General features: G+C 67.7%; 19 protein-coding genes. 7 read left to right on the top strand and 12 right to left on the bottom strand.

The window, feature by feature from the left end; genetic code table 11:
- Positions 1-802: AraC family transcriptional regulator (locus GQ56_RS0129440; RefSeq protein ID WP_031402074.1), on the bottom strand; the 802-nt coding region annotated here is incomplete at its 3' end.
- A 120-nt stretch (positions 803-922) separates the two neighbouring features.
- Between GQ56_RS0129440 and GQ56_RS0129435 the strand changes: the two genes are divergently transcribed.
- Positions 923-1,576, top strand: a complete 654-nt coding sequence (locus GQ56_RS0129435; RefSeq protein WP_031402073.1) for a glutathione S-transferase family protein — start codon at positions 923-925, stop codon at positions 1,574-1,576.
- An 81-nt stretch (positions 1,577-1,657) separates the two neighbouring features.
- Here GQ56_RS0129435 and GQ56_RS0129430 read toward each other — a convergent pair whose 3' ends face one another.
- The 11 genes from GQ56_RS0129430 to GQ56_RS0129380 all read right to left on the bottom strand — a co-directional run bounded on the left by GQ56_RS0129430 (position 1,658) and on the right by GQ56_RS0129380 (position 11,722).
- Positions 1,658-2,746, bottom strand: coding sequence for a porin (locus tag GQ56_RS0129430; protein ID WP_031402072.1), 1,089 nt, complete (start codon positions 2,744-2,746; stop codon positions 1,658-1,660).
- Positions 2,747-2,945: 199 nt separating this feature from the next.
- Positions 2,946-3,281, bottom strand: coding sequence for a Rieske (2Fe-2S) protein (locus GQ56_RS0129425; protein WP_031402071.1), 336 nt, complete (start codon positions 3,279-3,281; stop codon positions 2,946-2,948).
- A 3-nt stretch (positions 3,282-3,284) separates the two neighbouring features.
- Positions 3,285-3,596 (bottom strand): YciI family protein, encoded by a 312-nt coding sequence (locus GQ56_RS0129420; protein ID WP_031402070.1) that lies wholly within the window; start codon positions 3,594-3,596, stop codon positions 3,285-3,287.
- 5 nt (positions 3,597-3,601) lie between these two features.
- Positions 3,602-3,733, bottom strand: a complete 132-nt coding sequence (locus GQ56_RS46945; RefSeq protein WP_265183121.1) for a hypothetical protein — start codon at positions 3,731-3,733, stop codon at positions 3,602-3,604.
- Between the two features lie 28 nt (positions 3,734-3,761).
- Positions 3,762-4,829 carry a maleylacetate reductase gene (locus tag GQ56_RS0129410; RefSeq protein ID WP_031402069.1) on the bottom strand — a complete coding sequence of 356 codons (1,068 nt, stop codon included), beginning with the start codon at positions 4,827-4,829 and terminating at the stop codon, positions 3,762-3,764.
- 8 nt (positions 4,830-4,837) lie between these two features.
- Entirely contained in the window at positions 4,838-6,304 is a 1,467-nt protein-coding gene (locus tag GQ56_RS0129405; RefSeq protein WP_031402068.1) for an aldehyde dehydrogenase family protein, read from the bottom strand.
- Between the two features lie 43 nt (positions 6,305-6,347).
- Positions 6,348-7,367, bottom strand: coding sequence for a hydroxyquinol 1,2-dioxygenase (locus GQ56_RS0129400; protein WP_031402067.1), 1,020 nt, complete (start codon positions 7,365-7,367; stop codon positions 6,348-6,350).
- A gap of 38 nt (positions 7,368-7,405) precedes the next feature.
- The gene (locus tag GQ56_RS0129395) at positions 7,406-7,900 is read right to left on the bottom strand and encodes a cupin domain-containing protein (protein ID WP_031402066.1); all 495 of its coding nucleotides are present in this window, start codon (positions 7,898-7,900) and stop codon (positions 7,406-7,408) included.
- A 114-nt stretch (positions 7,901-8,014) separates the two neighbouring features.
- A complete protein-coding gene (locus GQ56_RS0129390) occupies positions 8,015-8,944 on the bottom strand; it encodes a LysR family transcriptional regulator (protein ID WP_031402065.1) in 930 nt (309 codons plus the stop codon).
- Positions 8,945-9,093: 149 nt separating this feature from the next.
- On the bottom strand, positions 9,094-10,347 hold the full coding sequence (locus tag GQ56_RS0129385; RefSeq protein WP_031402064.1) for an MFS transporter: 1,254 nt from the start codon (positions 10,345-10,347) through the stop codon (positions 9,094-9,096).
- Positions 10,348-10,762: 415 nt separating this feature from the next.
- Positions 10,763-11,722 carry a LysR substrate-binding domain-containing protein gene (locus tag GQ56_RS0129380; protein ID WP_031402063.1) on the bottom strand — a complete coding sequence of 320 codons (960 nt, stop codon included), beginning with the start codon at positions 11,720-11,722 and terminating at the stop codon, positions 10,763-10,765.
- 109 nt (positions 11,723-11,831) lie between these two features.
- On the opposite strand from GQ56_RS0129380, the gene metC reads away from it, so the two are divergent.
- The 6 genes from metC to GQ56_RS0129350 all read left to right on the top strand — a co-directional run bounded on the left by metC (position 11,832) and on the right by GQ56_RS0129350 (position 18,241).
- Positions 11,832-12,995, top strand: a complete 1,164-nt coding sequence (gene metC, locus GQ56_RS0129375; protein ID WP_031402062.1) for a cystathionine beta-lyase — start codon at positions 11,832-11,834, stop codon at positions 12,993-12,995.
- A gap of 40 nt (positions 12,996-13,035) precedes the next feature.
- Complete coding sequence (locus GQ56_RS0129370) at positions 13,036-13,875, top strand: ABC transporter substrate-binding protein (protein WP_031402061.1); 840 nt, start codon at positions 13,036-13,038, stop codon at positions 13,873-13,875.
- 3 nt (positions 13,876-13,878) lie between these two features.
- Positions 13,879-14,529, top strand: coding sequence for an amino acid ABC transporter permease (locus tag GQ56_RS0129365; RefSeq protein WP_031402060.1), 651 nt, complete (start codon positions 13,879-13,881; stop codon positions 14,527-14,529).
- On the top strand, positions 14,526-15,296 hold the full coding sequence (locus GQ56_RS0129360) for an amino acid ABC transporter ATP-binding protein (protein WP_031402059.1): 771 nt from the start codon (positions 14,526-14,528) through the stop codon (positions 15,294-15,296). The genes GQ56_RS0129365 and GQ56_RS0129360 overlap by 4 nt, the downstream gene beginning before the upstream one ends.
- Positions 15,297-15,383: 87 nt before the next feature.
- Complete coding sequence (locus tag GQ56_RS0129355) at positions 15,384-16,547, top strand: NAD(P)/FAD-dependent oxidoreductase (protein ID WP_052007360.1); 1,164 nt, start codon at positions 15,384-15,386, stop codon at positions 16,545-16,547.
- A gap of 203 nt (positions 16,548-16,750) precedes the next feature.
- The gene (locus GQ56_RS0129350; RefSeq protein ID WP_031402057.1) at positions 16,751-18,241 is read left to right on the top strand and encodes an aminotransferase class V-fold PLP-dependent enzyme; all 1,491 of its coding nucleotides are present in this window, start codon (positions 16,751-16,753) and stop codon (positions 18,239-18,241) included.
- Positions 18,242-18,362: the final 121 nt, after the last annotated feature.

Genomic DNA, 18,362 nt, shown 5'->3' with positions numbered 1-18,362 from the left:
CATCCCGCCGATACTCCGCCGGCGCCTTCCCCACCAGCTTGCGAAAATCGCGCGTGAAATGCGCCTGGTCGAAATACCCGAGCGCATGGGCCAGTTCCGCGAGATCGACCGGCTCGCCGCCGGCCAGCTTGTCGGCCGCCTCATGCAGCCGGTACCGGCAGATCACCCACTTCGGCGTCACCCCCACATAATCGAAAAAAAGCTGCTGTAGCGTGCGCTCGCTCAACCCCGCACGCTCGGCAAGATCGCGCACCTGCGTCAGGCCGATGTCCTGCTGCAGCATCTGCAGAATGTCGTGAATGCGCTCGACCTGCGGATCGGGCGGCGGCAGCACCCGAAGCAGCAACGCCTCCGCAGCCGACACCATGCCGGCATCGTCCGGCGCGCCGAGCACCGCGTCCTCGGCTTGCGCATCGCTGCCGCCGAACAGCGTCGACACCGGCAGCACCTTGTCGGTCGTCAAATGCACGGGCTTGCCGAAAAACGCACGAAACGCGCCGGGCCGGAAACGCAGCCCGATCACGCGCCCCGCGTCGGCCAACGTGGTTTCGTACGCACCGGACACCACGCCGAAGAGGCCCGTCCGCCGCCGGTCGAACACGAGATTCACGCACGGATACGGCAGCGTGCGCTGCACATGGGGCGCCTGGCCGCGCAGATCCCATTCGACGATCCAGTGGTGATCCAGCACACCGGCCAGCGCCTTGCACGGGTAGTAGCGATTCAGGTGGAAATGCTGATGAGCGGCCCGTGGGCCGACGACGCCCTTGGGGACGTCGGTCACATTGCGCAAGTCGGTCATGGTACGGACGGTAGCGGCGATGTCACGATGATGCACTGCCGCAGCGGATTTTTCCAAGACGGCGGCGCGCGGCCGTCCTACATTGGGGCCCGTCTTCCCCACCGCCTTCCGGAGCCCGTCATGCAAGCAGACCGCCACCTGATCCTCTACCACGCCCCGCGCAGCCGTTCGGCCGGCGCCCGCATGCTGCTCGAGGAACTGAACGCCGACTACGAACTGCACGCATTCGACCTGTCCGCCGGCAGCCATCACGAACCCGGCTACCGGCACATCAATCCGATGGCCAAGGTGCCCGCGCTGCGACACGGCGACGTCATCGTGACCGAGCAGGCCGCCGTCTACATGTACGCGGCGGAACTGTATCCGGAAGCCGGCCTGGCGCCGGCAGCAGGCGATGCACTGCGCGGCGCCTATCTGCGCTGGATGGTGTTCTACGGGTCGTGCTTCGAACCGGCGATCGTCGACCGCTCGATGAATCGCCCGCCCGCGCCGTACTCCACGTCGCCCTATGGCGACTTCGACGCCGTCGTCGACGCGATCGGCCTGCAACTGGCCCGAGGCCCGTATCTGCTCGGCGAGCGCTTCACGGCCGTCGACGTGCTGTGGGGCTCGGCGCTGAACTGGACCACGATGTTCAAGCTGATGCCTGACACACCGCCGGTGCGAGCGTACATCGACCGCGTCCTTGCACGCCCGGCAATCCGTCGCGCGCAGGCGGCGGATGACGCACTGGCGGCAAAGCAGGACAACGCGAAGACGGCGGCGGCCAGGTAGCGCGAAAGCGCGACGCACGGCGGAGCCGGATGCACGCTCCGCCAGCCGCCAGTCCCCGTAAAACCGTCACGCGCCTCCCCGTCAGAACACCGTATGCACCCCGACCCGCGCCACCGCCTGGCTCGCGGAACTCGAAGCCCCGTCCGGATCGAGCACCCCGTTGATCTGCGCATTCGCGCCGCTGTTCGCCCGCTGGTAGTCCGCGGACACATAGACCATCGTCCGCTTCGAAAACAGGTACTGAAGCGCCACGCTGACCTGGTGCGCATGGTCGTTGCCCACCGCCTCGTTGCCCTTCATGTACATGTACTTCGCGCCGAGCACGACATCCGGCCTGACCCGCCACAGCCCGCCGGTTTCCGCCATCCACACGCCGGCATCGTTGAACGAATTGCGCACGGTGGTCACCAGCGCATTCGCGGTCACGACACCGAAGTCGTAATGCATCCCCACGCCCCAGTTGCGCACGCTGGTGGACGGCACGCCGGGCGCGGGCCCGTACTTCTCGTTCGTATAGGCCGCGCCCGCGCCGAACGGCCCCATCTCGTAGTTCACCCCGGCGCTGACCGCGTTGTCCGCCCCGACCGATCCAGCCACGCCGCCGAACGCATACATCGCGCCGCCCGAGAAACCCGCCACCGTCGGCGAACTGTACTTGACCGAATTCGCGATCGGCTTGCTGCCGGCGGTGCGGTCCCAGTCGAACGCACCGGTCGGATTGTCCGGAAGCGCGAGGCGCTGGAACGGGCCGTTCCGGAAGCCATACAGCCCCGAGATATCCCGTGAGATCGTGTTGCCCTTCGAAAAGAGGGAATCCACCATGAAGTCATACTGATTGCCCAGCGTGATGCTGCCGAACCGGTCGCTCGCGAGGCCGACGTACGCATTGCGGCCGAAAATCCCGGTTCCGACGATACTGCCGTTCGCCATCGAGAACTGGTTCACGAGCGCGAAGATCGCGCGATATCCGCCGCCGAGATCCTCCGTGCCGCGAAAGCCGAACAGATTGGGCGCGAAGATGCCGTCGTCGAACTTGACGTTCTTTCCTCCGCCTTCGTTGCTGACATAAGAAATGCCCGCATCGATCAGACCGAACATCGTCACGCTGCTCTGCGCCCACGCGCCTTGCGCCACGGCAAGCAACACCACCGCTCCAAACCCGAGTTTCATTTCGTCTCCGTCTTTTTTATGTCAATGCGAGCCCGCCTTCCGCTGCGTGGCGGATGCCCGCTCCATGCTCGATATGCAAACTGCATCGATCGGGCCGATAAACCGGCACCTGAAACACGATCAGTCATACTGATTAATTGATACGAAACACATCGTCCAAACCCGACCCGCCTTGCCTTTCCGCCCCGGAACGCGCGAATCACGCGCCGCGAACGACGACCCTCGCAGCGGCATCCACCTCGACCGCCACGGCCTCCAGCGCCGCGCCGGCGCAAGGTCCGTCGATACACACCCCGTCATCGAACCGGAACAGCGCGCTGTGATGGGCGCACATCAACACCTGCGACCGATAACAGGAAACACGCCCCGGCTCGAAATCGAGCGGCACCGAGAAATGCGGGCAACGGTTCACATACGCCCATGCCTGTTCGCCGCGTCGCACGACGATCACGGGACGCCCGATGCACGCGTCGTCGAGGACCCGCGCGCCGCCGTCAGGCACGTCGGACAATCGGCAGAGTGGTTGCGCTTCCATCGCTCACACCCGCTGCTCGGGGTTGCCGAGGCTCCAGTCCCACGGACGCACTTCCACGCGCGCGAACAGCCCCTCCTTCACGTACGGGTCGTTGCCGACGAACCGCATCACCGCCTGAATGTCGTCGGCCTCCACGACGAGCAGCGTTCCGTTCATCGTGTCGCCCTGCGGGTCCAGCGTCGGGCCGCCGAGCCGCACGACCACGCCGTGCTGCGCGCCGGCGCGCAGGTAACGCCGATGAATCGGCCGCACGCGGTCGCGCACGTCGCGCATGCCCGGCTGGTCCGTCGCAAATACCGCAAAGAATCGCGCCATGTCGATCAGCTCCGGTCGAGGACGAACGTGTGGCGATGCCGCACGGAGCAGCGCACGCGCGAACCCGGCGTGCGGTCGAAGCCGGCGATGCGTCGCCCGGCCGGCCCGGCATCGCGGTCATGATGGTCATGGTTCATGTGTGTCTCCATCGACGCGTCGAGCCGCTCACTGCGGCGCGCGTCCCTCCCAGGCATGCTGAAGCAGCGCGCGAATCGCCGTGCGCTCGATCGGCCGCGGATTCGCATACGGATTGCGGCACGCAAGGTCGGCCGCTTCGTCGAGGCCCGTCTCGGGCATCCCGAGATCGGCGAGCGCCGGCGCGATGCCGAGCCGCGCGTTCAGCCCGAACAGCAGCGGGCCCGCCTCGGCCGCCTCTCGTCCGCCCAACGCGCGCGCGACACGGCGCAGCGCATCGGGCGCGGCCGCATGGTTGTAGTGCGCGGTATGCGGCAGCATCGCCGCATGCGTCTGCGCGTGCGGCAGGTTGAAGGTGCCGCCGAGCGTGTGGCAGAGCTTGTGGTGCAGCGCCATGCCGACCGCGCCGAGACAGGTTCCCGCGAGCCATGCGCCGTACAACGCGCGGCTGCGCATCGCGCGGTCGGCCGGATCGCGCACCACGCCCGGCAACGCTTCGCCCAGCGCGCGGATCGATTCTTCTGCCATCAGGCTGATCACCGGGTTCGCGTCTTCCGTATACAGCGCCTCGACGGCATGGGCCATCGCATTGACGCCGGACGCCGCCGAAATGCCCGGCGGCAGCGACAACGTCAGCGACGGGTCGTAGAGCACGGTGCGCGGCAGCACGCGCGCGTCGCGCCCGGTGCGTTTCAGCCGGCCTTCCGTGAGCCCGAAGATCGGCGTCATCTCCGAGCCGGCGTACGTCGTCGGCACGGCCAGGATCGGCAGCGACGATTCGAGCGCGATGGCCTTGCCCAGCCCGATCGTCGAACCGCCGCCGATCGCGACGCAACAGTCCGCGCCCCGTTCGGCGGCCATCGCGCGAGCGGCGCGCGCAACCTCGACCGGCACGTGCATGACCGCCTGCGCGCAGATGCCGGCCGCACGCTCGCCCAGGATCGCCTGCACGCGCTCGGCCAGGGGCTGCTGCTCGGGCGTCGACAGGATGAGCGCGCGGCGGGCGCCAAGCGTCGCCAGCTCGTCCGGCAGCCTGTCGAGCGCGCCCCATTCGAACACCACGCGCGAAGGGCTGCCCTGATAGACGAAGCGATCCATGACGAGCCTCAGCGCTTGAAGTGCGGCGGCACGTTGCCGTCGACGTTGACCCACACCGAGCGCGCTTCCGTGTAGTCGTGCATCGCCTCGAAGCCCATCTCGCGGCCATAGCCCGACTTGCCGACGCCGCCGAACGGGCTGCCCGGGTTGACGCGCTTGTAGCAGTTGATCCAGCACATGCCCGCGTGGATCCGCGATGCCATCCGGTGCGCACGCGAGAGGTCCTTCGTCCAGAGGCCGCTGCCGAGCCCGTATTCGGTCGCGTTCGCGATGGACAGCGCTTCGTCGTCGCTGCCGAAGCGCAGCACGGTGACGAACGGGCCGAACACTTCCTCCTGCGCGACGCGGTCGGCCGCGCTTCGCGCCTCGATGACCGTCGGGCGCACGTAGTAGCCATTGGCGAGCGCCGGGTCCTGCGGCGCGCTGCCGCCGGTGAGCACGCGGCCGCCCTGCTCGCGCGCCACGTCGACGAACGACAGCACGCGCTCGAGGTGCTGCTTCGAGGTCAGCGGGCCCATTTCGGTATCGGCGTCGAGCGGGTTGCCGACGCGGATCGACGCGGCGAGCGCGACGAATCGCTCGAGGAACGCATCGGCGATACGTTCGTGCAGCACGAGGCGCGAGCCCGCGATGCACGCCTGCCCCTGGTTGTGGAAGATCGCCCACGCGGCGCCGTTGATGGCCGCATCGAGATCCGCGTCGTCGAAGACGATGTTCGCCCCCTTGCCGCCGAGTTCGAGCTGCACGCGCTTCAGGTTGCCCTGCGACGCCTCGACGATGCGGCGGCCGGTCGCGGTCGAGCCCGTGAACGCGATCTTGCCGACGCCCGGGTGTTCGGCGAGCCGCTGGCCGGCCGTATGGCCGTAGCCGGGGACGATGTTGACGACGCCGGCGGGAAACCCGACCTCGGCCATCAGCTCGACGATGCGCAAGGTCGACAGCGGCGTGATTTCCGACGGCTTGAGCACCACCGTGTTGCCGGCGGCCAGCGCCGGGCCCATCTTCCAGCTCGTGAACATCAGCGGAAAATTCCACGGCACGATCTGGCCGACGACACCGATCGGCGCACGCTGCACGTAGTTCAGGAAGCCGGTTTCGACGGGTATCACCGAGCCTTGCAGCTTGTCGGCCATGCCGCCGAAGTAGCGGAAGCAGGCCGCCGTGCGCGGTACGTCGAGCGCACGCGAATCGCGGATCGGGTGGCCGGTGTCCAGCGATTCGAGTTGCGCGAGTTCTTCCGCGTTGGCCTCGATCGCGTCGGCCAGGCGCAGCAGCAGCCGGCCGCGTTCGGCGGCCGGCAAGGCCGACCACTTGGGAAACGCGCGGGCCGCCGCGTCGACGGCGAGATCGACGTCCGCGGCGGTGGCCGCCGCGATGCGCGCGATGACCGATCCGTCGTGCGGATTCAGCACGTCGATCGTGCCGCGCTCGACGGCGTCGACGAAGCGCCCGTCGATGAAGAGTTGGGTTTGCATGAATCGTCCTCGGTATGGGCTGAAACGGAACCGCAAGCGCAGCTCAGAACGCGATCGGATACGGCGCAAGCTCGCCGCTCTCGTAGCGCCGCGGCAGGTCGGGCGTGGCGTTCTCCCAGACCAGCAGCATCGAGCGCTTCGTGGAGTAGCCCTGATGCCGGATGTCGGCTGGCATCGCGCAGATGTCGCCGGCGCGCATCGTGACGCGCGCCCGCGGCGCGCCGGTGTTCTTGTCGCCGATGTCCCACACGATTTCATCGGACAGTTGCAGGAACCACTCGACGCGGTCGTTGCCATGGAACACCGGCAGGATGAATTCCTCGGTGGTCGGGCAGAACAGGCTGCGCCCGCACACGGACGTGACCGACGGATTCCACGTGACGTCCGAGCGCGACAGGTACTTGAACAGGTTGAACGCGTGCAGCTCGCCCTCGAAGCCCGGCTCGGCATGCACGTCCGGCTCGTCCTGCGCGACGTCGAGGAACGCGCGGTTGACCGGCAGGTCGTCGCGCAGCGGCGAGTCGCCTTCGAGGCCCGGCATGCGGCGCGTCGCGATGCGCGTGCGCTCGATCGCCGCGCCGTTGTCGCCGTGCTTGCGCCCGAATGCCGAGCCCGTTTCCTCGGGCGCCGCGAACGGATCGAAGCCCGCGTTCGTCCAGTCGTGCAGCATCGCCTTGAAGGTCGCCATGATGGTGGGCGTCTCGAAGGTCTCGGTGTAGTCGACGCCGGCGTCCTTCAGGATGCCGTTGAAGGTGCCCGCGTAGATGTCGACCTTGCCGTAGTGATTGCGCGTGCCGAACACGTGGTCGAAATTCACCCAGCCGTAGAAGAAACCCCATGCCACGTCGCGCATCATCGCGCGCAGGAAGGCGTCCGCCGGGATCGCGTGGGTGCGCGTCCGGCCTTTCGCGGGCCAGCTGATCGTCACGAAATATCCGTCGCGCCGGAACGCGAACTCGCCGAGCCGGAAGCCGCGGTAGCCGGTGACGGCATCGGCTTCGGTCGACCGCACCAGATCGGCGGCGAAGCGTGTGGAAGGGTCGAGGGTTTCGAGGGTGGCCATGACGTGTCTCCTGGGATAGTCGAATGAGGTCGGACGAATCAGTGCAGGCAGATGTCGGCCCACTTCTGCACGGACAGCTCGCCAAGCATGGTCTGCACGAGCGCGACGCCCGGCCGGCTCGCGGCGAAGCGGTATGCGCAGCCGGCCGGCAGCAGCGCCTGATGGCCCTTGCGCAACACGACGTGCCCCATCGGGCGGCCGGCCGGCTGCGTGCCGGCGCTGACGGTGCCCTGCCCCGACGTCGGCGGCGTATCGAGCTTGATGAAATCGATCCGGACTTCGCCGTCCATCAGGATCGCGAACTCGTCGTGCGCGCAGGCGAACCACGGCGATTCGCCGTCGGTTCTCAGCACTTCGATCACGTATTCGAGGTTCTTGCCGGCGACGACCTTTTCATAAGGGGCCGACTTCGACGCCACCTCGAAGACGTTCGAGAAGGCGTAGTGCTGCGCGCTGCCGCTGGTGATTTCGATCTCGCCCTTCCGGTAACTGTCGAGCGAGCCAAAGACGGTGTGGAATGCCGTGTCGGTCATTGCTGTCTCCTGAGTTGAACTGCTTGTTGGATTCAACTCTAGGGGCAACGAACCATCGCAACAAGGCAACGGACGGCGATTACGGCATTCGCGTTTCGCGAATAATCGCGCGGGTCAGCGCACCCAGCCGCGCTCCAGCAGCGGACGATCCCACGGGGATTCGTCGCCGATGTATTCCGCGAGGAATTCGACCAGGGCCTTCACCTTCAACGCCTGGCGCTGCGTGGCCGGATAAACGGCGGCAAAGCTCAGCGGCGCGAGCTGGTAGTCGGTGAGGATCGGCACCAGCCGGCCCGCGACGAGCGCGTCGCTCGCCACGAGCGTCGGCAGGCAGACCACGCCGCCGCCGGTCAGCGCGTACTCGCGCAGCAGGTGCACGGAGTTCGAGCGGATCATGCCGGGCAGCTCCATTTCGACGACCTCGTCGCCGCGCGTCATGGTCCAGCGGTTGCGGGACGGATAGCCCGAATACAGCGCGGTGGTGTGCTGCAGCAGATCGCGCGGATGTTGTGGCGCAGCATGCGCGGCGAGGTAGGCGGGCGACGCGCAGAAGAGACGCCGGACCGTGAACAGCCGCCGCTCGATCAGCGATTCGGAAATCGGCGGGAAGATCTGGAAGGCGATGTCGAACCCCTCCTCGACAGGGTCCACCACGCGATCGTTGACGATGACGTCGATCTGGATGCCGGGGTAGCGCCGGTTGAATTCCATCAGCGGCGCGCCGAAGTGATCGAGCGCGAAGCCGGGCAGCATCTGGATGCGCAGCCGCCCGGTCGGCGTGGCGCGCAGCTCGCGCATCTGGTCGGTCAGTTCGTTGACGCGCCCCACCACCTCCGCGCACTCGCGATAGAACGCCTCGCCCACTTCGGACAACCGCACGTGGCGCGTGCTGCGATGGAACAGCGGCGCGTTGACGAACTTCTCGAGCTGCTGGATGCGGTTCGTCACCACCGAGCTGGTCACGCCGAGCTGCCGCGCCGCCTCGGCGAAGCTGCTCGCCTCCGCCACCCTGACGAATGCCTCGATGCTCAGAAACCGGTCCATGCCGCGCCCTTTATCGCCAGCGATACCGGCAGTCTACCCGTGCCGGCAACGGGCTGTGTCATGCGGGAGGCGTCACAGTGTCCCCCACGCGATGTCAATCGATGACGATGCCGACGACACCCGATGACGCCGCCGCGCACGCGCGAGGCCTACCGCGGCTGCTTGCCTGCCGCCAGCTCCGGCGGCACCGCCACGCGGCGCTGCAGCACGGCCGGCGCGGTTTCCTTCAGCAGCAGGCTGACCAGGATACCCAGCATGACCGCGCACATCGGCAGCCACAGAATGTTCTGGATGCCGAAGTGTGCGGCGACGTAGCCGCCCATCGCCGGCGCGATGCCGCCGCCGAAAATCTCGCCGACGCCGACCACCACGCCGATGGACGTCGACACGAGCCCCGCGGGCGCGGCTTCGGTCGCCACCGGGCCGGACAGCAGCGACACCAGGCCGAGCGTGCAGAACGACGCGGCGAACAGGACCCCGAACAGCGCGAGCGGCTGCGGGCCGAGGCCGCGGAACACGTAGAGCATCGCGGCCGTTCCCGCGAAGCCCGCGATGCTGGCGAAGCGACGGCCGATCAGGTCGGACAGGCCCGGCAGCCCGAACTGCCCGAGGAAGCCGCCGAAGCCGATCGCCGACACGACGAGCCCCATCTTCTGCGTGCCGAGCGACAGGTAATCGGTCAGGTACAGCGGCAGCAGCGCGCCGAGCACGAACACGCCGGTCATCGCGCAGCACAGGGCGGCCATCGCCACGAGGATGTTGCGGCTCCTGAGCACGTGGCCGAGCGAGGCGGGCGCCTGTTCCGCCGCGACCGCCTTCGTCACCTTCGGCTCGCGGATCACGCAGAACATCGCCGCGCCGAGGATCAGGCCGGGAATCGCCACGAGCGCGAAGACCCAGCGCCACGACATGACGCCGAGCAACTGGGTGGCGATGATCGGCGACAACGCCAGCCCGAACAGCGCGAAGCCGCTTTGCTGCAGGCCGAGGTTCAGGCCGCGCCGGCGCGGATGCGACGCGTCGGCCGTCGCGGCGAAGCTCGTCGGGCAGAACGAGCCCTCCGCGACGCCCATCAGGCCGCGAATCGCCATCAGGCCGAGCAGGCCGCCCGCGAGCCCCGAGAAGCCCGACAGCAGCGAGAACGCGACGATCGCGGGAATCAGCACCTTCCTGCGCCCGATCCTGTCCGAGATGCCGCCCATCAGCGCCGCGAAGATGCCCCACGACAGCCCGAGCACGCCGATGCAGTTGCCGACGTCCTGCGCGTTCAGGTTCAGGTCCTTCATGATCGAAGGGAACAGCGGCGCGATGAGCCAGCGGTCGAGGCCGACCAGCCCGAAGCCGAGCGCCAGCAGCGCGACCGCCTTCCACTCATAGGAGGTATCCCACTCGTTTGCTTTCATTTCCGTCTCCGTGAACGCAGGTCCGCCTGCGCGCGCCGAAGCGCCTGCGCATGAGCCAGGTTCGATGTCGTTTGGGTGCGACGCGAATCGCGAGGAAGTGCCGGCCGCCGTTCCGGTTCGAGGCGTCGAGTCCGGTCAGCCGACGCCGCCAAGATAGGGGGAACGCCGGCCGTCGGGTATCGAACAACCGGCGAACGCGCCATTCGCGAAATGCGAATAATCGGGAGGGATGGGCCGGAAGCGCCTGCAAGGAAGCGCGGAGCGGGAGGGCGACGCGTTGAAACGGCGCGCGTTCGCGCGTTACGGGGGATTCCCTCATGGACATCGGGAAATCCGCGGCCGCCGCCCGTGCGAAGCGGGTAACGTCCGGCGTTTGCGCAGGCGGCGGCCGGCCGGGGCGGCTAACGGGGCCGACTCATCCGTCGCCGCCCACCGGCGCGCGCCCCTCTCTTGCGCGGCCCTTCCTGCCGAACAATGCCGCCAGCGCATTGCGGTCCGCTTCCAGCTGAATCCGCATGTGCTGGAGGAACACCCGCGCGTTCTCCGACAGCGGCGTGCCAGGCCGAAACACCAGCACGCCCGTGAAAGCGACCTCGATATCGAACGGCCTGACGACGAGCCCGCGCCGCACGAAGTCGAGCGCGACGAGCGGGTGGGCGAGCCCCACGCCCACCCCCGCCAGCGCGAGTTCGCAGACGGTATGCGAGTACGGCGTCTCCACCAGCGGCTTCAGCACGACACCGCGCCCGCGCAGCTGGGTCTCGAGCCGCAATCGCGTGCTGTCCTCCGGATTCAGCGCGATGAACGGCGTCTGCGACAGATCCTCGGCGCGGATCAGGCTCCTGGCCGCGAGCGGGTGCCCCGCATTCATCACGGCCACCGCCGGAATGCTGACGAACGCCGAGTGCTCCAGCCCGGCCATCGACATTTCGTCGGACATCAGCCCGAAATCCACCTGCCCCGCCGACACCTTCTCGTGCACCTCGCGGGAGCTCATCACCTGCAGCGAAATCTGCACGTCGCGCGCGGCCGCATCGAACGATGCGATCACGCGCGGCAGGAAGCCGGTGCCGAGCGCGGGCAGCGACGCGATCGCGAGGCGCCCCAGTCCGTACGAACGCAGGCTGCGGATCCGGTGCTCGATCACCTCGAAGCCGAGAAAGTAGCGGTCCACGTCGCGCATCAGCGCCACGGCTTCCTGCGTCGGCACGAGGCGGCTGCGCACGCGCTCGAACAGGCGGAACCCGGCCATGCTCTCGAGCCGGCGGATCGACTGGCTCACCGCCGGCTGCGAAATCTCCAGCACGCCGGCCGCCTTGCTCGTGCTCCCGGCGTTCATCACCGCCCGGAACACCTCGATATCCCGCACGCTCATCTATAACTCCGGCTTATCGACCTAATTATTTCCGATGTTGCTTCAATCCGGCGCGAAAGTAAAACTTCATCGCATCCAACCTGCCAGCCACGGAGTTCCGACCCGCATCATGACGACCACCACCCCGCTTCCCCCGCAACCGTTCCGCAGCCTGTCGCCCGCCGTCATGCGCGCGTCGACCGTCGTGTTCGATTCGCTCGACGATTTCGCGCGCCGCAAGGAACGCCAGCCCGACGGCTACAGCTACGGCATCACCGGCACGCCCACCGCGCGCGAGCTGGAACGCCGCATCGCCGCGCTCGAAGGCGGCGCGCACTGCGTACTGGCGCCGTCCGGGCAGGCCGCGCTGATGACGGCCGTGATGGGCTTCGTTCGCGGCGGCGATCATCTGCTCGTGTCCGCCGCGTGCTACGGGGCGCTCAAGACCTTCGCGCAGAAATGGCTCGCCATGTTCGACGTGGAAGTCGAACTGTACGAACCGGCGATCGGCGCCGGCATCGAGCGATACGTGAAGCCGAATACGCGCATGATCTGCATGGAATCGCCGGGCACGGTGACGATGGAGATGCCCGACATTCCGGCGATCGTCGACGTCGCGCGCCGTCGCGGCGTCATGACGATGATGGACAACACGTGGGCCAGCCCGCTCGCGTTCCGTCCGCTCGAACACGGCGTGGACCTGAGCGTCGAAGCGGCCACCAAGCTGTTCGGCGGCCACTCCGATCTGCTGCTCGGGGCGATCAGCATGAACGACTTCGGCTACTACGAAACATTGCGCGAGACGCAGAGCATCCTGGGCCAGCAGGCGAGCCCGGACGACTGCTTCCTCGTGCTGCGCGGCCTCGAAACCCTGAAGGTGCGCTTCGATGCGCAAAGCGCGGCGGCGCTGCGCGTCGCGCAGTTCCTCGAATCGCATCCGGCCGTTCACAAGGTGCTGTTCCCGGCGCTGCCGTCCGACGCGGGGCACGCGATCTGGAAACGCGATTTCTCCGGCAACGGCTGCCTGTTCTCGCTGATGCTCGAACCCGCGCCGGAAGCGGCGTTCACCGCGTTCTTCGATGCGCTGCGGTGTTTCGCGATCGGCGCGAGCTGGGGCGGCGTCCACAGCCTCGCCGCGTACTACCCGGCGGCGCTGCAGGCGCAGCGTCCGTTCCCGCTGACCGACCGGCCCATCGTCCGCCTGTCGATCGGGCTCGAGGCGCCCGAGCTGCTGATCGACGATCTGTGCGCCGGCCTCGCGGCATTCACCGACGCCAGGCACCGCACGGCGTGACGCCGCGATCGCGCAACCCACAGCCCCCCAAGGAGACATCATGAGAAAAGTTACCCCACTCGCGCTGGCCAGATGCCTGGCCGCATTCGGCATGACGGGCCTGCTGGCGCTGTCGAGCGTCGATGCGGGCGCGGCGGACCTGCTCGCGGCCGCGCGGGCCAGCGGCACGCTGCGCGTGGCAAACACGCAGAGCAGCCCGCCGTGGACGCTGCTGGACGATCACAACCAGCCGGCCGGCTATGACGTCGAAGTCGCACGCGAAGTCGGAAAGCGCATCGGCGTGAAGCAGGTCGTCTTCGTCGCCGACGCATACAAGAACTTCGTCGAAGGGCTCAAGTCCGGCAAATACGATCTCGTGATGAACGACCTGACGCCGACGGCCGAGCGCGGCAAGCAGGTCGATTTCGCGAGGCCGTACGGCGTCGAGGATTTCCGCATCTTCGTGCGCGCCGACAACGCGAACATCCACGGGCAGACCGACCTGAAGGGCAAGCGGGTCGGCGTGACCACCGGTTCGACCAACGAGGCATGGGCGCGCGCGCACCTGAAGGACACCGACATCCGCGCGTACGACAACGGCGGGCTCGTGTTCAACGACCTCGGCAGCGGCCGCCTCGACGCGGTCATCATCTCCCACTTCGGCGGGATGAAATACGCCAACGTGAATCACCTGCCGGTCAAGGAAGTCGGCGAGCCGCTGATCTACCAGCTGTCCGCGCCGGCGCTCGCGAAGGGGCAACCGGCCCTCCTCGCCGCCGTCGACAAGGCGATCGACGACATGACGGCCGACGGCACGCTCGAACGGCTCGCGAAACGCTGGGTCGGCCCGGGCTACGACATGCTCGGCAGCATCGCCAGGGCGAAGGCCCAGAAGGAGTAACGCATGTTCGATCTCTTCATGCGGTCGCTGCCGCTGCTCGAAAGCGCGGTGACGATGACCGTGTTCCTCGGCCTCGCGTCGTTCGCGCTCGGGTCGGCGCTGGGGCTCGCCGTCGCGCTCGCGCGGGTGTCGTCGATCCGGGTGCTGCGCGGCATCGCGTTCGCGTACGTGTCCGTCTTTCGCGGCACGCCGCTGCTCGTGCAGATCCTGCTGATCTATTTCGGGCTGCCGCGCTACGGCATCACGCTCGATCCGGTGCCGGCCGCCCTGCTCGCGCTGACGCTCTTTTCCGCCGCCTACCTCAGCGAGAACTTCCGCTCCGGGATCAACGCGGTCGATCGCGGCCAGTGGGAGGCCGCGCATTCGCTCGGCATGAGCTACTGGAAGATGATGTGGCGCGTGATCCTGCCGCAAGGGCTGCGCATCGCGATTCCGCCCGTCGGCAGCCGCATGATCGCGCTGATCAAGGACACGTCGCTGGCGTCCACGATCACCGTCGTCGAGCTGACCCGCGTGGCCGACCAGGTCGGCGCATCGACCTTCCGCTACCTGGAGATGTTCCTGATGGTCGGCCTGATCTACTGGGTCATCAACCAGATCCTGACGATCGTCCAGACAATTTTCGAAGGCCGGGTGTCGAGGCGTTTCCAATGAATACCACCATGCATACCATCGTCGTCCAGGGGCTGACCAAGTCCTTCGGCGCCAACGCGGTGCTGCGCGGCGTCGACTTCAGCGTTGCGCGCGGGGAAGTCGTCGTCCTGATGGGGCCGTCCGGCTCCGGCAAGACCACGCTCCTGCGCTCGCTGAATTTCCTGGAACTGCCCGATGCGGGCACGGTGTCCGTGTGCGGCATCGGGATCGAGCGCACCGGCGGCGGCGCGCTGTCGCGCGACGAGCGCAAGCGCGTCAACGCGATCCGCCGGCGCACGGCCATGGTGTTCCAGTCGTTCAACCTGTTTCCGCATCGCACCGCGCTGGAAAACGTCATCGAAGGGCTCGTGAGCGTCAAGGGCATGAGGAAGGACGAAGCGGCCGAACGCGGCCTGCGCCTGCTCGATCGCGTGGGCCTCGCGCACAAGGCCGGCGACTATCCCGCGCGACTCTCCGGCGGCCAGAAGCAGCGCGTGGCCATCGCCCGCGGCCTCGCGATGGAGCCCGAGGTGATCCTGTTCGACGAACCGACCTCCGCGCTCGATCCGGCGCTGCGGGAAGACGTGCTCGCGGTGATGCGGGAGCTGGCCGGCAACGGGATGACGATGCTGGTCGTCACCCACGAAGTGCGGTTTGCGCAGGACGTCGCCGATCGCGTGGTGTTCATGGAGAACGGCGTGGTCGTCGAGGACACGACACCCGCCGAGTTCTTCACGGCCAGCACCCATCCGCGCGTGCGCCAGTTCCTCAATCTCATCGAAACCTGACGCACGCGTGGCCGGCGGTGTCGCCACCGGCGGCCACGCTGCCCAATTAATCAGTTAAACGAAACATATCGAACCAAGGAGACGCAAATGAACCGCCGGCAATTCTTCCCCGTGTTTGCCGCGCCGCTCGCCGGCGCGCTGCCCTCGATCGCGCGGGCGGCCAGGGCAAGGGACCGCGTGATCGTGATCGGCAGCGGCATCATGGGCGCATCGATCGCCTATCACCTCGCGCGGCGCGGCGCCGAAGTCACGCTCATCGAGAAGGATGCGCCGGCATCCGGCACCACGCGCAATTCGTTCGCGTGGATCAATGCGAACAACAAGGCGCCGTATTCGTATTACGCCCTGAACTACGAAGGCATCCTCGGATGGCGCCGCCTTCAGCTCGAAATCGGGCCGTCGCTGCAGATTCAATGGGGCGGCGGCATCGCGTGGTGCGGCGCGGACCGCAAGCAGATCGACCGGCTCCACGACACGACTGCCCAGCATCAGCCGTGGGGCTATCCGATCCGCAACATCACGCGCGACGACCTCGAGCGCCTGGTGCCCGGCGTGCACGCCGGCGAGTTCGGCGCGGGCTGGCATTCGACCATCGACGGGACGCTCGACCCGGTGGCCGCCACGCTGGCGCTGGTCCAGGCCGGCATCCGTGCCGGCGTCACGCTGACGAAAGCCGACGTATCGACGATCGATTTCGACGGCGATCGCGCAACCGGCGTGACCACGAACAAGGGGCCGTTCTTCGCGGATCACGTCGTGATCGCGGCCGGGAACGACTCCACGCGGCTCGGCGCGCAGGCCGGCATTCCTGTCCCGCTCCGCATGTCGAAGGGCATTCTTGCCCACAGCACGCCGATGCCGCCGCTCGTGCATCAGGTCCTGATGCCGGCCGGCCTCGACATCAAGCAGAACCCCGACGGGCGCATCGTGGCCGGCTCGAACTTCGGCGACACCGGCACGCTGACGCCCACGCCGGAACTCGGCGCGAAGCTGCTCCAACGCGTCACCGACGTGCTGCCGGAGACCCGGGGCATCGAACTCGACTACATGACGCTCGGCTATCGTGTGCTGCCGCGCGACGAATATCCGATCATGGGCCGCGGCCGCCAGTACCGGAACGTTCACGTCGCCGCGATGCACAGCGGCATGACGTCCGCGCCGGCCATCGGCCAGTTGTTCGCGATCGAGGTGCTCGACGGCGTCGAGACGGCGCAGCTTCAGGATTTCCGCCCGCAACGCTTCTATTCGTGAATCCGCCGCCGGCCGGCCAGCCTGGCCGCGCCGGCCCCGGCAGGCGCACGATCTCGCCGCAAGAAAATCGAATTCTCCCATTCCACTAATTACGAAAACGTTATTCCATATCAAGCTGAACCGACAGCCAACTTTGGATCCTTTTTCCCGCCTGTCCCCCGTATCATTTCTTCCATTCCGAAAGAAAAGAGCAAGAGAAGGACATGAGCGAACCCACCCCGCTGCACTACCTCGACTACGCCGCCACGACGCCCGCGGACCCGCGCGTGATCGAAGCGATGACCGCCTGCCTCGGCTTCGACGGCATCTTCGGCAATCCCGCGTCGAGTTCTCACGCCGCCGGCCGGCTGGCGCGCGACAAGGTCGAGCGCGCACGCGCACAGGTCGCCGCGCTCATCGGCGCGGACGCCGACGAGATCGTCTGGACGTCCGGCGCGACCGAATCGAACAACCTCGCGCTGAAGGGCCATGCGGAAACCGCGACCGGCAAGCGCCACCTGGTCACGAGCCGCATCGAGCACAAGGCGATTCTCGACACGATGGCGAACCTGTCGACGCGCGGCATGTCGGTCACGCTGCTGACGCCCACGCGCGACGGCGAAATCACGCCCGATGCGGTGGCCGCCGCGATCGGCCCCGATACGGGCCTCGTGTCGCTGATGCTCGTGAACAACGAGCTCGGCACGCTGACGGATATCGGCGCCATCTCCCGCATCGTGCACGCCGCGGGCGCACTGCTTCACGTCGACGCCGCGCAGGCGCTCGGCAAGACGCCGATCGACGTGCGCGCGCTCGGCATCGACATGCTGTCGATGTCCGCGCACAAGGTGTATGGCCCGAAGGGCATCGGCGCGCTGTTCGTGCGCCGCGACATCGCGGCCCGGATCGCCCCGCAGATTCACGGCGGCGGCCACGAGCGCGGCCTGCGCTCGGGCACGCTCGCGACGCATCAGATCGTCGGCATGGGCGTGGCCTGCGAACTCGCCGCTGAAAAGCTCGCCGGCGAAGCCGCGCGGATCGCGGCGCTCGGCGCGCGCCTGACGAACGCGCTGGCCGCGCTCGGCGACGTCACGCAGAACGCAGCCGCGGCGCGCCGCATTCCGCACACGCTGAGCCTGACGGTGAATGCGCCCGGCTTCTTTCCGTTCATGCTCGGCGAGGCGCTTGCGGTGTCGTCGACCTCCGCGTGCAACTCGACCAGCGGCGCGCCGTCGCACGTGCTGACCGCGATCGGCCTCGATGCGGAAACCGCCGGCCGCACCGTGCGCGTGAGCTTCGGCCGTTTCACGACGGAGCAGGACGTCGATGCCGCGATCGCCGGTTTTCGCAACGCGATCGAGCAGTGTCGCGCGACGGCCGCGAACGGGTTTTCCGCTTCACGGCAGATCACGCCAGCCGACCTGAAGGCGATCCGCAATGCCGGCTTCCGTTCGGTGATCTGCAACCGGCCCGACGGCGAAGGCGCCGACCAGCCGGCGTTCGACGAGATCGCCGCGGCGGCCCGCGAACTGGGCCTCGACGCGCGCTACCTGCCGGTCGAGCGCGACCGGATCGGCGACGCGGAAGTCGATGCGTTCGGTGCGCTGGTCGATACGCTGCAGAAGCCGGTGCTCGCGTACTGCGGAAGCGGCAGCCGTGCCGGCATGCTGTGGAATCGCTGGTCCGCGCGGCGCATGGCCGCCACGCCGGCCTGAACCGGGACACCATCCGTCGCGTCATGCCGCGCCACACGCGTTCGCGCACGAAGCCGATGCGTCGATGCTTCAATGCGCTGCCGGGCGGCAACATAGAATGAAACCGCATCGGCAGCGCACG

Source organism: Burkholderia paludis (genome assembly GCF_000732615.1).
GTDB classification, from domain to species: domain Bacteria; phylum Pseudomonadota; class Gammaproteobacteria; order Burkholderiales; family Burkholderiaceae; genus Burkholderia; species Burkholderia paludis.
The sequence above is the reverse complement of the archived record's forward strand: the minus strand, read 5'-3'. Positions and strand labels throughout refer to the sequence as shown.